This is a genomic window from Kitasatospora sp. NPDC093102 (assembly GCF_040683915.1).
Taxonomy (GTDB): domain Bacteria; phylum Actinomycetota; class Actinomycetes; order Streptomycetales; family Streptomycetaceae; genus Kitasatospora.
This window is the reverse complement of record NZ_JBFBFA010000001.1, coordinates 413,337-428,243: the sequence shown is the minus strand read 5'-3', so window position 1 is coordinate 428,243 and position 14,907 is coordinate 413,337. Positions and strand designations below refer to the sequence as shown.

Annotated in this window: 13 protein-coding genes; 3 read left to right on the top strand and 10 right to left on the bottom strand. The window is 72.8% G+C overall.

From position 1 onward, the window contains the following. From AB0O11_RS02000 to AB0O11_RS01990, 3 genes are read right to left on the bottom strand one after another with little or no spacing between them, the layout of a single operon-like run. Positions 1-1,035 (bottom strand): NADH-quinone oxidoreductase subunit C, encoded by a 1,035-nt coding sequence (locus tag AB0O11_RS02000; protein ID WP_363380786.1) that lies wholly within the window; start codon positions 1,033-1,035, stop codon positions 1-3. Next, on the bottom strand, positions 1,032-1,730 hold the full coding sequence (locus AB0O11_RS01995) for an NADH-quinone oxidoreductase subunit B family protein (protein WP_363380783.1): 699 nt from the start codon (positions 1,728-1,730) through the stop codon (positions 1,032-1,034). Before AB0O11_RS01995 ends, AB0O11_RS02000 begins: the two co-directional genes overlap by 4 nt. Next, positions 1,721-2,137: an NADH-quinone oxidoreductase subunit A gene (locus tag AB0O11_RS01990; protein WP_363380781.1), complete on the bottom strand. Its 417-nt coding sequence runs from the start codon at positions 2,135-2,137 to the stop codon at positions 1,721-1,723. Before AB0O11_RS01990 ends, AB0O11_RS01995 begins: the two co-directional genes overlap by 10 nt. A 340-nt stretch (positions 2,138-2,477) precedes the next feature. Between AB0O11_RS01990 and AB0O11_RS01985 the strand changes: the two genes are divergently transcribed. Next, entirely contained in the window at positions 2,478-3,647 is a 1,170-nt protein-coding gene (locus AB0O11_RS01985; RefSeq protein ID WP_363381257.1) for a sensor domain-containing protein, read from the top strand. Between the two features lie 171 nt (positions 3,648-3,818). On the opposite strand, the gene AB0O11_RS01980 is transcribed toward AB0O11_RS01985, so the two are convergent. Next, positions 3,819-5,000 carry a trypsin-like peptidase domain-containing protein gene (locus AB0O11_RS01980; RefSeq protein WP_363380778.1) on the bottom strand — a complete coding sequence of 394 codons (1,182 nt, stop codon included), beginning with the start codon at positions 4,998-5,000 and terminating at the stop codon, positions 3,819-3,821. Between the two features lie 140 nt (positions 5,001-5,140). On the opposite strand from AB0O11_RS01980, the gene galE reads away from it, so the two are divergent. Further along, the gene (galE, locus tag AB0O11_RS01975) at positions 5,141-6,127 is read left to right on the top strand and encodes a UDP-glucose 4-epimerase GalE (protein ID WP_363380775.1); all 987 of its coding nucleotides are present in this window, start codon (positions 5,141-5,143) and stop codon (positions 6,125-6,127) included. Between the two features lie 37 nt (positions 6,128-6,164). On the opposite strand, the gene AB0O11_RS01970 is transcribed toward galE, so the two are convergent. Next, a complete protein-coding gene (locus tag AB0O11_RS01970; RefSeq protein ID WP_363380773.1) occupies positions 6,165-8,537 on the bottom strand; it encodes a PQQ-binding-like beta-propeller repeat protein in 2,373 nt (790 codons plus the stop codon). A 448-nt stretch (positions 8,538-8,985) separates the two neighbouring features. Here AB0O11_RS01970 and AB0O11_RS01965 point away from each other — a divergent pair, with 448 nt between their 5' ends. Beyond that, entirely contained in the window at positions 8,986-9,633 is a 648-nt protein-coding gene (locus tag AB0O11_RS01965; protein WP_363380770.1) for a TetR family transcriptional regulator, read from the top strand. Between the two features lie 241 nt (positions 9,634-9,874). Here AB0O11_RS01965 and AB0O11_RS01960 read toward each other — a convergent pair whose 3' ends face one another. From AB0O11_RS01960 to AB0O11_RS01940, 5 genes are all read right to left on the bottom strand, one after another. Further along, positions 9,875-10,819: a beta-ketoacyl-ACP synthase III gene (locus AB0O11_RS01960; protein WP_363380767.1), complete on the bottom strand. Its 945-nt coding sequence runs from the start codon at positions 10,817-10,819 to the stop codon at positions 9,875-9,877. A gap of 122 nt (positions 10,820-10,941) precedes the next feature. After that, positions 10,942-12,135 carry a L,D-transpeptidase family protein gene (locus tag AB0O11_RS01955; RefSeq protein ID WP_363380764.1) on the bottom strand — a complete coding sequence of 398 codons (1,194 nt, stop codon included), beginning with the start codon at positions 12,133-12,135 and terminating at the stop codon, positions 10,942-10,944. Positions 12,136-12,251: 116 nt separating this feature from the next. Further along, entirely contained in the window at positions 12,252-13,415 is a 1,164-nt protein-coding gene (gene mqnE / locus AB0O11_RS01950; RefSeq protein WP_363380762.1) for an aminofutalosine synthase MqnE, read from the bottom strand. Between the two features lie 52 nt (positions 13,416-13,467). Then, a complete protein-coding gene (locus tag AB0O11_RS01945) occupies positions 13,468-14,430 on the bottom strand; it encodes a threonine/serine dehydratase (RefSeq protein WP_363380759.1) in 963 nt (320 codons plus the stop codon). Positions 14,431-14,433: 3 nt separating this feature from the next. Further along, positions 14,434-14,892, bottom strand: a complete 459-nt coding sequence (locus AB0O11_RS01940) for an Lrp/AsnC family transcriptional regulator (protein ID WP_030055719.1) — start codon at positions 14,890-14,892, stop codon at positions 14,434-14,436. Between the last annotated feature and the right edge of the window lie 15 nt (positions 14,893-14,907).

Here is a 14,907-nt window from a genome sequence, read left to right as displayed (position 1 = left end):
TCACGTGCCGTCTCCGTCCTGGTCGGCCGCTGCGGCCGAGGTCTCGTCCTTATGCTCACCCGGTTCACCGGCCGACGGCTTCTCGTCGTGGGCGGGCACCGGGTTGTGCCAGGGCGCGTCGGAGGACCGGGGGCGTACGGGAGCCGCGGGCTCGGCCGTCGGCTCGCCGGCCGTCCGGTCGGCCGACCCCTCGGGCACCGTGGGGGTCCCCCCGGCCGGAGGCTGGGGGAGGGTCCGCCGCGGCCGGTCCGCCCGCGCCGGCGGGGCGCCCTCGGCCGGAACCGCCGCAGGAGCCTCGCCGGCCGCCTGGCTCGCCGAACCCTCCGACACCGACCGGGTCCGCCGCGGCCGGTCCGCCCGCACCGGGGCGCCGCCCTCGCCGGCGGCGGCACCAGCGGCCGCCCGGGGCGTCCGCGCCGCCGCACCCGCCGCCCGCGCACCGCGCGCGGGCCGCTCGGCGACCGGCGGCAGGGTGCCCTTGAGCGGCCCCCACTCGTTCGGGTCCGGCACACCGGCCGGCTGCATCTTGCGCCGGGCCGGCCCGGCGCCGTGGTCGGACTCGCCCGGCTCCTTGGCGCCCGGCCAGTCCTTGGCGACCCGGGCGGCGAGCACGAACTCCTTGCGCAGCGGGTGCCCCTCGAAGCCGTCCGGCAGCAGCAGGGTGGCCAGGTAGGGGTGCCCGGGGAAGTCGATGCCGAACATCTCGTGGGTCTCGCGCTCGTGCCAGGCGGCACCCGCGTACACGGGGACGGCGGTCGGCAGCGCCGCCCGGTCGCGCGGCACCCGGGTACGCAGCGCGAGGTGCCGCACGCCCGGCGCCTCGACGCCGGCCAGGTGCGCGACCACGGAGAAGCCCTCGGCAAGCTCGTCGACGGCGCTCAGCCAGTCGAAGAAGCCCAGCCCCAGGACGTCCCGGGCGTTGGTGAGCGCCTCGATCCAGTTCTCGGCCGGGACGTCGACGGTGATCAGCCCGTACGCCTCGGCGCCGGTCGCCCACTCCCCGACCGACGCCGCGCACTGCTCGGCGGACGTCACGAGACCCCTCCCTGGGTCGAAGGGCCGGACGGCGCCCCGGTCGGGGAACCGGCCTCGGAACCGGCCTCGGAACCGGCCTCGGGCCCGGCCACCAACGGGCGGCGCAGCGCCGCCGCGGGCGCGGTGTAGCGGTCCGGCAGGGACTCGGCGGCGATCTTCTCCTGGAGCTTGAGGATGCCCTGGAGCAGCGCCTCCGGCCGCGGCGGACAGCCGGGCACGTAGACGTCCACCGGAATGATCTGGTCCACGCCCTTGGTGACCGAGTACGAGTCCCAGTACGGGCCGCCGGAGTTGGAGCAGGCGCCGAAGGAGATGACGTACTTCGGCTCGGGCATCTGCTCGTAGAGGCGCTTGACGGCGGGCGCCATCTTGTCGGTGACCGTCCCGGAGACGATCATCAGATCAGCCTGACGGGGTCCGGGCGCGAACGGGATGACCCCCATACGGATGAAGTCGTGCTTGGCCATGGACGCGGCGATGAACTCGATCGCGCAGCAGGCCAGCCCGAAGTTGAAGCACCAGAGGCTGTAGCGGCGGCCCCAGTTGAGCACCACCTTGACCGGGTCCGGCGCGAGCCGGGCCAGCGGGCCGATGCCGCGGCGCTCGACGGCGCCGGGGCGCGCGGGGTCCGGCAGGCCGAGCGGGACGGGACCGCCCTGAGCGCCGCCGTGCGAGTGGGAGTGCGTCACGTCCATTCCAGAACGCCCTTCTTCCAGGCGTAGAGCAGTCCGACCGCGAGGAAGCCGATGAACAGGAACATCTCGACCAGCGTTCCGGCGCCGTAACCGGCGGAGGCGAAGACGGTCGCCCAGGGGAACAGGTAGATCGCGTCGACCGCGAAGATCACGTACAGGAAGGCGTACACGTAGTAGCGGATCTGGGTGTGCGCCCAGTCCTCGCCCACCGGGTCCACTCCGCACTCGTAGGTGAGGAGTTTCTCGGGCGAGTACACCACGGGCCGCAGCAGCCGGTTGGCGGTGAACGCCACGGCGACGAAGAGCACCCCGACGACGGCCAGCAGGCCCATCGCGGCGTACGCGTCGAAGTAGCCGCTGCCGACCGCCGGGTCGGCCACGACGGCAGCCGTGTGCTTCCCCTCCATGCCTTCGCCTCCACCTCGGCCGTGAACCCGCCCTCAGGACAGTTCTACGACGTTTGCTCTCACAGGCCCAACCATGGCCGAAGCGTGAGTCTAAGGGGACGGCTCCGCTCCGCCCGAACCCTGCCCGGTCCGCAAGACGGCCGGTGGACACCCTGTCGGGCGTCCGGTGCCCGGGCCCGGGGGTGGGGATAACCCCCGGTTGGGAAGATGTATCACCCCCATGGCATCCGCCGCCTCCGGTTCGGGAAGCTTGGTCCAGCCGCACGACGAAGAGGGATGGTAGATCCGGATGAAGCCGCTGCACCGCGCCGTGGACGCCATCAGGGAGCAGGACGCTCGGATGGAGCGCCCGCCGCTGTACGGCACGAGGATGTGGCACCAGGTCGGCCGACTGCTGCTCAACCTGCCGCTCGGCATCTTCGGCTTCGTGCTGGCCGTGACCACGCTCTCGGTCGGTCTGGGACTGTCGATCACCGTGGTCGGCCTGCCGCTGCTGGCCGGCGGCCTGGCCGTCTCACGCTCCCTGGGTGCGCTGGGCCGGCAGCGGGCGCGGTCGGCGTACGGCTCCGAGATCGACGAGCCGGAGCCGGTGAAGCCCCGCCGCCCGGGGGTGGTCGGCTACACCATCGCCCAGCTCACCGACCTGCTGAACTGGCGCTCGGCGCTCTACAACGTGCTGATGCTGCCCTGGGGTGTGCTCAGCTTCACGCTGACCCTGGTCTCCGTGATCGTGCTCTGGCCGGTGCTGCCCTGGGTGATCCGCGCGCTGGCCGCGGTCGACCGCATCCTGATCGAGTCGCTGCTCTTCCCGGGCGCCCTGGCCGAGCGGGTGCGCGAGCTGGAGGACGACCGCGGCACCGTGGTCGACACCGCCGCCGCCGACCTGCGCCGCATCGAGCGCGACCTGCACGACGGCGCCCAGGCCCGGCTGGTCGCGCTGGCGATGGACCTCGGCATGGCCAAGGAGCGGCTGCGCGAGGTGGAGAGCGAGGACGACATGGCGGCCGCCACCAGGATGGTCGACAACGCCCACGGCGAGGTGAAACTGGCCCTCCAGGAGCTGCGCGACCTGGCCCGCGGCATCCACCCGGCGGTGCTCACCGACCGCGGCCTGGACGCCGCGCTGTCCTCGGTCGCCGCCCGCTGCACCGTCCCCGGCGGGGTCCGGGTGAACGTCGACCTGAGCGGCCCGGACGGGCAGCCCGAGCGTCCGGACTCGGCGGTCGAGGGCATCGCGTACTTCACCGTCAGCGAGCTGCTGACCAACGTCTCCAAGCACGCCGGCGCCCGCTCCGCCTCGGTCGAGGTCTGGCGCTCGGACAACCAGCTGATGGTGCTGGTCCAGGACGACGGCAAGGGCGGCGCGGCCCCCTACCCGGGCAGTGGCCTGGCCGGGCTGGCCGAGCGGATCCGGGCGGTGGACGGGGTCTTCCTGGTGGACAGCCCCGAGGGCGGCCCGACCACCGTCACCGTCGAACTCCCCTGGCGCACCCGCACCGCCCGGCACTGACCCCGCCCGCGCAGCCACCCGGCAAGCGGGGCGGCACGGAAACGGCAGTGCGCCGGGACCCCGTCGAGGCGAGACGGGGTCCCGGCGCCGGTCCGGTACGGCACCCGGCCCGCTGAACCCTTGCGCGGCGTGCGGCCCGGCGTCCCCGTACCGGGGCTGCGGGGGAGGCGGTCAGGGCGTTCCCAGTTCGCCGAGGCTGACGTCGACGGTCTTGGTGGTGCCGCCCCGGGTGTAGGTGACGGTGACGTTCCTGCCCGGGGTGAGCGAGGCGAGCGCGGTGGTGAGCGCGTTCAGCGAGTCGACCTGGGTGTCGTCGATCTTGGTGATGACGTCCCCGGCCTGGAGCCCCGCCGAGGCCGCCGCCCCGCCCGGGGTGACCGACACGATGACCGCGCCGGCCGGCTGGAACTGCTGGTTGAAGCTGGTCCGGGCGGTGACACCGAGCGCGGCCCGGCCGGAGTTGGTGACCTTGCCCTGCTTGATCAGCTGGTTGGCGATGTTGGTGATGGTGCTCGCCGGGATGGCGAAGCCGATGCCGGGGGCGGCCGCGCCGTTGGTCTGCGGCTCGGTCGCGGCCAGCGTGTTGATGCCGATCACCTGGCTGTCCAGGTTCGTCAGCGCGCCGCCGCTGTTGCCCGGGTTGATCGCCGCCGAGGTCTGCACCATGTTGCCGATGGTGGCGCCCGGCGACCCGGGGCCCTGGGGCTCGGTGACGGTCCGCCCGACGGCCGAGACGATGCCCTGGGTGACGCTGCTGGTGAGCCCCAGCGGGCTGCCCATGGCGAGGGTGATCTGGCCGAGCTGGACCTTGCTCGAGTCGCCGAAGCTCGCCGGCTTGAGACCGCTCGGCGGGCTGCTCAGCTTGATCACCGCGAGGTCGGAGTCGGGGTAGCTGCCGACCAGGGTGGCGTCCAGTGCCGTGGTGCTGTTGGCGAGGGTCACCGTGAAGGTGGTTGCGGTGCCGACCACGTGGGCGTTGGTGACGATGTCGCCCTTGTCGTCGTAGACGATCCCGGAGCCGAGGCTTTCGCCGGTGGTGATCTGCACCACGGAGGGCAGCACGTTGGCGATCACCGTCTGGTAGGCGTCCTGCAACTGGGTCCCGCCGTTCTGCTGGCCGGGCGTCGGGGAGGCCTGCGGGGAGCCGGAGACCTGCGGGGAACCGGAGGCCTGGGGCGAGCCGGTGGCGGAGGCGGACGAGGAGGAGGAGCTGCTGCCGCTGCAGCCGGCCAGCGCCAGCGCGGCCGCCGCCACCACCGCGACCGCCCCCGGCAGCCGCCCGGACAGCGCCCTCGGCCCGGTCTGCCGCGGCCCGGCGGGCAGGCGGCGGGAATGTTCCTTGTGACGGCGCACCTGGCTGCCTCCGATTCGTCACCACGCCGGGGCGCGGGCATGAGAGCACGAAAATCTTTGCCAGTTTTTCACCGTTTTGTCCGATTTGCGGCCCCGACTCGCCCGAACGTGGTGATCGCGTGCGCCCCTAGGATCGGCACATGACTTGGTTGATCACCGGCGGTGCCGGATACATCGGCGGACACGTCGTCCGACAGCTGCTCGACGCCGGGGAGCGCGTCGCCGTCCTGGACGACCTCAGCACCGGCGACGCCTCCAGGCTGCCGGCCGGCGTCCCCCTGATCGAGGGCTCCACCCTGGACCGCGCCGTCCTGGACACCGCGATCCGCGAGCACGGCGTCGAGGGCATCCTGCACTTCGCCGCCAAGAAGCAGGTCGGCGAGTCCGTCGAGCAGCCGTTCCTGTACTACCGCGAGAACATGATCGGCCTGCAGACCGTCCTGGAGGCCGCCGCCGAGGGCGGGGTGAAGCGCTTCCTCTTCTCCTCCTCCGCCGCGGTCTACGGCATGCCCGACGTCGACCTGGTCACCGAGTCCACGCCCTGCGCCCCGATGAGCCCGTACGGCGAGACCAAGCTGGCCGGCGAGTGGCTGGTCGCCGCGGCCGGCAAGGCGCACGGCATGTCCACCGTGGCCCTGCGCTACTTCAACGTGGCCGGCGCCGCCTGCGCCGAGCTCTCCGACGCCGGGGTGTTCAACCTGATCCCGATGGTCTTCGAGCGGCTCACCGCCGGCCAGGCGCCGCGGGTCTTCGGCGACGACTACCCGACCCCGGACGGCACCTGCGTCCGCGACTTCATCCACGTCTCCGACATCGCCTCGGCGCACGTGGCGGCCGCCAAGCGGCTGGCCGCCGACCTGGCCGGCGCGACCTCCCTGGTGCTGAACATCGGCCGCGGCGAGGGCGTCAGCGTCAAGGAGATGCTGGAGGTGATCGGCAAGGTCACCGGCTACGACACCACCGCCGAGGTGACCCCGCGCCGCCCCGGCGACCCGGCCCGGGTCGTGGCCTCCGCCGACCTGATCCACCGCGAGCTGGACTGGACCGCCCGTCACGACGTGACCGAGATGGTCTCCTCCGCCTGGGACGGCTGGTGCAGCCGCCACCCCGGGGCCCGCAAGGCCTGACCGGACGACGCCGGTACGGCGGTGTCCGCCCCGCGGTTCAGCGGGCGGGCACCGCCGTGCCGTAGAAGGCGTCCAGCGCGTACACGCAGCGGTCCTTGGAGCCGACGAAGACCCGGCCGCCGACCGCCACCGGCGAACCGGTGAGCTCGCCCTTGGTGCCGAGCTCCCAGCGCAGCTGACCGCTCGCCAGGTCCAGGGTGTGCAGCGAGTGGTCCCGGCTGCCCAGGTGCACCAGGCCGTCGGCCACCGCCGGGGAGCCGACGATCTCGCCGCGGGCGGTGTAGCGCCAGCGCTCCCGGCCGGTGGCCGCCTCGAAGGCGTACAGCACCTCGCCGTTGCCGACCAGCACCATGCCGTCCGAGACCACTACCGGGTCGGCGCCCTGGCGGCGGCCGGTGACCCCGCGCCAGCGGTCCAGGCCGGTGGCCGCGTCCAGTGCGTAGACCGTGCCCAGGTAGTCGGCCACGTAGACGGCGTCGGCGTCCAGGGCGGGCGGGGTGAACAGCACCACCGGGGCCTCGAAGCGCCAGCGCTCGGCCCCGCTGGCCGCGTCCAGCGCGTACACCCGGGTGCCGGCCGACACGTACAGCACGCCTCCGCGCTCGACCGGGCGCGACGGCACGTCCTCGCCGACCGGGAAGGACCAGCGCAGGCCCGCGCCGCGCGGGTCGACGCAGCGCAGCCGCCCGCCGCCGTAGTAGTAGGCGGCGCCGCCCACCAGGACCGGGCCGGACTGCGGGTTCTCGTAGTCCTGCTGGGCGTCGTCGGCGCGCCACAGCTCGGCGCCGTTGGCGGCCGAGCGGAGCTGGACGCCGCCGCCCCTGATCCCGCAGCAGAGCACGCCGTCGGCGGCGGAGAGCGAGTAGACCCAGCCGTCCAGCGAGGTGCGCCAGCGCTCGGTGCCGTCCGCGGCGTCCACGGTGTACAGGTGCGGGCCGTCCGCGGCGTGCACCCGGCCGGCGTCCACCGCGAGCGCCCAGGCGACGTCCCGGGTCTTGTAGCGGCGCTCGCCGGAGGCGATGTCCAGCGCGTGCACCTCGAAGCTGGAGACGAAGAGGGTGCCGTCGGCGACCACCGGGGTGCCCCAGACGTCGTTGGACATCCGGAACCGCCAGGGGCGCCAGCGGGCGACCGGCGGGGGCGGCGGGGTGGGGGCCCGGCGGACCCAGTCGGTCGTGGCCGGGGCGGTGTTCGGGCCGGGCTGCTCGTGCTCGGCCCGCGGTCCCGGGCCTATCCGCACCGAGGCGCCGGACAGCTGCACCTCGACGGCACCGCCGGACGGCGCCCGGTGCCTGTTCGGCGAGGCGATCTTCGCGGTCGGGATCTCGGCGTCCGGGCCCTGGCCCGGCTGCGGCAGGCTGTGCACCGGCCCGGCCGGCGGCTGCGCGTGCCGCCCCGGGTTGGTGCGCGGGTCGGCCGCCCCCAGGTGCTGCGGCGGGACGTGCGCGGGCGGCGCCTGCGGGGGCTGTTGCGGCGGCTGGGCCGGGCCTGCCGGCGGGCGCGACGGCGGGGCGACCGGCCGGCGGCCGCGCTTGCGCTCGATCAGCTCCAGCGCGTTGGCCGGCAGCCAGTCCCCGGCCTCGCCGGAGGCGTCGTCCCGGGAGAAGAGGTGCGGGGCCAGCTCGGCCTGGATCTGCGCCGGGGTGGGCCGGCGCTCGGGGGCCTGCTGCATGCAGGCGCGGACCAGGTCCATCAGCTCGGGCGGCATGCCGGTCAGGTCCGGCTCCTCGCGCAGCAGCTGGAACACCGTCTCGACCGGGTTGGAGCCCCGGTAGGGCGGGTGCCCGGTGGCACAGAAGACCATCAGCGAGCCGAGCGAGAACACGTCGCTGGCGCCCCGGACGGTACGGCTGTCCCGGGCCTGCTCGGGGGACATGTAGGCGGGGGTGCCGACCGCGACGTTGGTCATGGTGAGCCGGGTGCTGGACACCCCGGACGCGATGCCGAAGTCGATCACCTTCGGGCCGTCCTCGACCACCAGGACGTTGGAGGGCTTGAGGTCGCGGTGGATCAGCCCGGCGCCGTGGATCGACTGCAGGGCCTCGGCGATGCCCGCGACCAGCCAGCGGGTGGCCTCCACCGGCAGCGGGCCGCACTCCTCGACCAGGTCCTCCAGCGAGGGCGACGGGATGTACGCGGTGGCCAGCCAGGGCACCCGGGCGTCCGCGTCCGCGTCCACCACGGCCGCGGTGTAGAAGCCGCCGACCGTCTTGGCCGCCGCGATCTCCCGGGCGAAACGGACCCGGAACAGCTCGTCCTCGGCCAGCTCCCCCCGCACGGTCTTGATGGCCACCCGCCGCCCCGACGCGGAACGCGCCAGGTAGACCAGCCCCATCCCGCCCGCGCCGAGCCGCCCCAGCACCTCGAAGGGCCCGATCCGCCTCGGATCGTGCGCCGTCAGCTGGTCCACTCCGCTGCCACCTCCCCGTTGTCCGCACCCGCCGCGTGGTGCCGGACCCGATTCTCCAATGCCGCCCCGCGCATATCCAACCTCCCCCACCCGCCGGAACCCGTCGTCCGGGCCCGGACGACGCCCCGGGCAGGCCCCTGACCAGCGCGGACGGAACGGCCGGATCCTGATGCCCGCTCCGGGGGCGGCTTGCGCGCGCGGCCCCGGACCGTCCACTTCCGGACGGTGCCGCACCTTCCCGTCATCGTCACTCTCCGTCACTCGACCACCCCTCAGCGGACTCGCCGTCACGCTGTGAGATCAAAAGCACACGGGGGGGCTTCAACAGGGGCTTCGAAGCCCGGTGAATATCCGTCCGAAGTGGTTCATGCCGCTATACCAACCCCCGTGCGGAGTAATAGTCGCATCACCGAATCGCGCCAAGATCGTGCCACGGTAAGCTGACGGCATGACAGGACAAGTTCGCACCGTCGACGGTCGCGTCGCCGGGCGACGCGGACAGGAGACGCGGCAGAAGCTGCTCGACTGCCTCCGCGAGATGCTCAGCACGTCGCCCTATCGGGACGTCAAGGTCATCGACGTCGCCCGTATGGCGGGTACCTCCCCCGCGACCTTCTACCAGTACTTCCCGGATGTCGAGGGCGCTGTCCTCGAAATCGCCGAGGAAATGGCCAAGGACGCCGACCGGCTCAAAGAGCTGGTGGCCGGAAAGTCCTGGGCAGGGAAGTCCGGACCGACCACTTCGGAAGAACTGGTCGACGGATTCCTCGCCTTCTGGCGCAAGAACGACGCCATTCTCCGAGTGGTCACGCTCGGTGCCGCCGAAGGGGACAAGCGGTTCTTCAAGATCCGCATGACGGTCCTCAACGCGGTCGCCAAGCCGCTCGCCGAGGCCGTCAAGGAACTCCAGGCGAAGGGTCAGGCCGACAAGACGCTCGACCCGAACGCCGTGGCCGGGGCCCTGGTCTCGCTGCTCGCCTCGGCGGCCGAGCACCAGAAGGCCTTCACCTCCTGGGGCGTCAAGGTCAAGGACCTCAAGCCCAACCTCGCTCCCCTGGTGTACCTGGGCGTCACCGGCAAGAAGGCGCCCAAGTAGGACCATCCTCCGACCCACCATCCGCTCCGCGCGCAGCCCCGGCCTCCTGTCCGGGGTACGCGGGACGGCGGCCGTGTCCTCGGGGGAGGTCCGCCGACGTACCGCACGCACGCCAGACATGCCGGTGGGCGGGTACCCGTGACAGGGTGCCCGCCCACCGGCATGTGTGCGTCCAGGCGGCCTCGTGGCGCCTTCAGGGGGCGTCGCGGCGCCGTTCGGGCGGCCTGGCGACGCCGTCGGGTCAGGGGCAGCGCACGACCTGGCCGGCGTAGGCCAGGCCGCCGCCGAAGCCGAAGAGCAGGACCGGGTCGCCGGGCGAGAGCTCGCCGCGCTCGACCAGCTTGGAGAAGGCCAGCGGGATGGAGGCGGCCGAGGTGTTGCCGGAGTCGACCACGTCCCGGGCCACCACGGCGTCGGTGAGGCCCAGCTTGTTGGCGATCGCGTCGATGATCCGCAGGTTGGCCTGGTGCGGGACGAAGCCCTTCAGGTCGGCCGGGTCGATCCCGGCCCGCTCGCAGGCCTCGCGGGCCAGCGGGGCGAGCTGGGTGGTGGCCCAGCGGAAGACCGACTGGCCCTGCTGGCTGATCACCGGATCCCAGCCGGTGATCACCACCGCGTCGCCCTTCTCCGGCACGGAGCCCCAGACCACCGGCCCGATGCCCGCCTCGTCGCCGTCCTCCTGGGCCTCGACCAGCGCGGCGCCCGCACCGTCGCCGAAGATCACGCAGGTGGAGCGGTCGGTCCAGTCGAGCGTGTCGGACATCCGCTCGGCGCCGATCACCAGAGCGCGGCGGGCCGAGCCGGCCCGGATCGCGTGGTCGGCGGTGGCCAGGGCGTACGAGAAGCCGGAGCAGACCGTGTTGATGTCGTACGCGGCGGGCGAGCGGATGCCCAGCCGGGCGGCCACGGCGGCGGCGGTGTTGGGACTGCGCTCGATCGCAGTGCAGGTGGCGACCACGACGAGGTCGATCTCCGCCGCCGTCCGGCCACCCTTGGCGAGCGCCTTCTGCGCGGCCTCGGTGGCGAGGTCGACCAGGCTCTCGTCCTCGGCGATGTGCCGGCTGCGGATGCCCACACGGGTGCGGATCCACTCGTCGTCGGTGTCGACGAGCGCCGCCAGGTCGTCGTTGGTGAGGACCTTGGGGGGCTGGTAGTGGCCGAGTGCCACAATGCGCGAACCGCTCATACTGCCATGGAACCGGGTTACCCGCTGGTCAGCATGGTACGACCGGTGACAGGATCCGCCGCCTCGTTCTGTAGGAGATCCACAAGGGGCGTTGCGGCGCCCGGGCTGCGCGTACGCCGAGGTCAGGCGGCCAGTGCGGTGGCGTCGCCCATCACGATGACCGGATGGGCCGCCGGGTCCAGGGTGCGGATCAGCTGGGCCATCTTGTCCTCGGGGATCGACACGCAGCCGTGGGTCGGGCCGTCGTGGTCCACGTGGAGCCAGATGCCGCCGCCCTTCTTGGAGCCCATCGGGCGGCGCGGGTCGAGCGGGGAGTTGCCGGGGACGCGGTTGTAGTCGATCGCGACCACGTAGTCGAAGGAGCCGGCCAGCTGGTCCCCGAAGAAGCCCGTGCCGGAGACCACGAAGCTCGGGTCCTTGTCGTACGGGAGCTTGCTGCCCGGGTCCGCCTTGCGGCCGCCCGCGTCGGTGAGGCTGAACACACCGATCGGGCTGCGCAGGTCGCCCTCGTTGTGGTCCGTGGTCCAGCCGTTCTTGCCGTTGTGGCCCTGCCAGGTCTCGCCGGCCAGCCAGCGGCCCTCGGGGGTGCGGGTCCAGAGGGTGACGGTGTTCTTGTCGGTGTTCTTGTCCTGGCCGGAGGCGACCACGACCTGGGTGGTCGCGGCGGGGATCTTCGCGGTGAAGGCGGCGCCGAGGCCGGGTATCGCGGCGACCGAGCCGTCCGCGCGGGTCTGGCTGCGGTCGGCGGCCGGGGCCGCCGCCTGCCGGTCGGAGGCGGCCTTGGCGGCCGCGGGGGCCGGGGCGGGCCCGTCGGGCTTGCTGACGCCCTCCGGGCCGGGGCCGTCGGCGGCGGCGATGCCGGGCTTGGCGTCGTCCTGGCCGACGGCGTACCAGCCGGCGGTGGCGGCGACCAGCAGCGCGGTACCGGCCATCACGGCCTTGCCGTGACGTTTCTGCTTGGCCTTGCGACGCCGACCCCGGGCAGCCGTCCGGGCGCCCACCACGGGCGCGGCGGGCGCGGCGAGCACGACGGGCTCGGACTCGAAGGATACGGGGGGCTCGGGAGCGGGCTCCGCCTCGTAGTAGACGGACTCGGGGACGGGCTCGGCCCCGTACGGCTGGAACGGCTGGTCGTACGTCTCGAAGTACCCGTCAGGGGTCTGCGCGTACGGCTGGTACTCGCCCTGGTAGTAGCCCTGCTGAACCGGCTGCTGGTACGCCTGGCCGCTCTCGTACTGCTGCTGCGGCATCAGGTCGACCGGCCCCTGCATCGGCTGGTGCGGCGGGTACGCGGTGGCACGATCAGAACCGGACATGCCTTCGATCCTGCCAAACGCCGTAGCCGTTGGTAAACCCGGGCCTCGTGCGGAGGCCGTGAAGACCACCGCCGCCCGGGCCGCAGAGCGGTCCGGGCGGCGGGGAACTTCGCAGGTCAGAGGCGCATCGCCTGCGGGGACTCCCGGCGCATCGGGTCCGGGCCGTCGTACTCGCGGATGACCTCGTAGCGGGTGTTGCGCTCCACCGGGCGGAAGCCGGCGTCCCGGATCAGCCCGAGCAGGTCGTCGCGGCCGAGCTTGTTCGGGGTGCCGAAGTTGTCCGCGTCGTGGGTGATCTTGTACTCGACCACCGAGCCGTCCATGTCGTCCGCGCCGTGGCTGAGCGCCAGCTGGGCGGTGGTGACGCCGTGCATCACCCAGAAGACCTTGACGTGCGGGACGTTGTCGAAGAGCAGCCGGGAGACCGCGAAGGTCTTCAGTGCCTCGGCGCCGGTGGCCATCTCGGTGCGGGCCATCAGCTTGTTGCGCACGACGCCGTCCTTGGAGTCGTGGAAGTCGTGCTGGTAGCGCAGCGGGATGAAGACCTGGAAGCCGCCGGTCTCGTCCTGGAGCTCGCGCAGCCGCAGCACGTGGTCCACCCGGTGGCGGGGCTCCTCGATGTGGCCGTACAGCATGGTGGCCGGCGTCTTGAGGCCCTTGCTGTGCGCGAGGCGGTGGATCCGCGACCAGTCCTCCCAGTGGGTGTCGTGGTCGACGATGTGCTGGCGGACCTCCCAGTCGAAGATCTCCGCGCCGCCGCCGGTCAGCGACTCCAGGCCGGCGTCGATCAGCTCGTCCATGATCTCGTCGGCGGACAGGCCGCTGATCTTCTCGAACCAGTGGATCTCGGTGGCGGTGAAGGCCTTCAGCGAGACGTTCGGCAGAGCCGCCTTCAGCTCCCGCAGCGAGCGCGGGTAGTAGCGCCACGGCAGGGTCGGGTGCAGGCCGTTCACGATGTGCAGCTCGGTGAGGGACTCGCTCTCCATCGCCTTGGCGAGGCGGACGGCCTCCTCGATGCGCATCGTGTACGCGTCCTTCTCGCCCGGCTTGCGCTGGAACGAGCAGTACGCGCAGGACGCGTTGCACACGTTGGTCATGTTGAGGTGGCGGTTGACGTTGAAGTGGACCACGTCGCCGTTCTTCTGCGTCCGCACGTGGTGGGCCAGCCCGCCCAGCCAGGCCAGGTCGTCGCTCGCGTAGAGCGCGATCCCGTCCTCGCGGGTCAGCCGCTCACCCGCGTAGACCTTCGCCTCCAGCTCGCGCTTGAGCCCTGCGTCCATGCGGTGCCCCGCCTCCTCCGACGTTCGATTCCTTGCCGGAACGAGCGTACGCCTATGCCGAGAGCAGCTCGGCGAGCAGTGCGGGGTCGATGTTGCCACCGCTGACCACGGCCGCCACCGCCTGGCCCCCGGTCTCGGCGGCACGGTGGAAGTAGGCGGCCGGGGCGACCGCCCCGGAAGGCTCGGCGACCAGCCGGCCGCGGCGGGCCAGCACGGCCACCGTGGCCCGGATCTCGTCCTCGGTGACGGTGACGATGTCGTCCACGTAGGCGGTGACGTGCTCGAACGGCAGCACGCCGAGCGACGGGGTGCGCAGCCCGTCCGCGATGGTCCGGTAGGTGTCGGCGACCGGCCACTCGACCCGGCGGCCGGCCCGCAGGCTGGCCCGGGCGTCGGCGGCCAGCTCGGGCTCGACGCCGATCACCCGGATGCCCGGGCGGGTGAGCTTGAGCGCGGCCGCCGTCCCGCCGATCAGGCCGCCGCCGCTGACCGGCACCAGGACGGTGTCCAGCTCGGCCGGGGCGTCCTCGGCGATCTCCAGGCCGACCGTGCCCTGGCCCGCGATGATGAACGGATCGTCGTACGGGGGCACCCAGACATAGCCGTGCTTCTCGGCCAGCTCGCCGGGCAGGGTGTCCCGCTCCTCCGGTGCGACCAGGATCACCTCGGCGCCGAACGAGCGGGTGGCCTCCACCTTCACCGCGGGCGAGGTGTCCGGCATCACGATCACGGCCTTGATGCCGAGCGTCCGGGCCGCGTACGCCACCGCCTGTGCGTGGTTGCCGCTGGACTGGGCGACCACGCCCCGGGACCGCTCGCCCTCGGTGAGCGCGGCCAGCCGGTTGTAGGCGCCACGGGTCTTGAAGGCCCCGGTCGGCTGGAGGTTCTCGGGCTTCAGCCAGAGCCGCCGCTCACCCTCGGCCGCCCAGGGGGCGGGAACCAGCGGGGTGCGCACGGCGACCCCCGCGATCCGCTGCCGGGCCGCGCGCAGTTCCTCCAGGCCGACCAGTGCCATGCGTCACTCTCCTACGGGAGGAAGTTCACTCACCCGGTTTTCCCACTTCGTGGAGAGTACGACGGTGGTGCGTGTCCGGGCCACACCCTTCGTGCCCGAGATCCGCTTGACCACCGACTCCAGGCCGGCCACGTCGGCCACCCGGACCTTCAGCATGTAGGAGTCGTCACCGGCGATGAACCAGCAGTCCTCGACCTCGTTGAGGTCCTTCAGCCGGAACGCGACGTCCTCGTGGTCCGCGGCGTCGGTGAGTTGAAGGCCGATCAGGGCCGTGACGCCGAAGCCGAGCGAGGCCGGGTTGACCGTCGCCCGGTAGCCGGTGATGACCCCGGCCTGCTCCAGGCGGTTGATCCGGTCCGTCACGCTCGGGCCGGAGAGTCCGACCAGCCGGCCCAACTCGGCGTAGGACGCGCGGCCGTTCTCCCGGAGCGCCTGGATGAGCTGTCTGTCCACCGTGTCCATATACCGTCCGCGTCC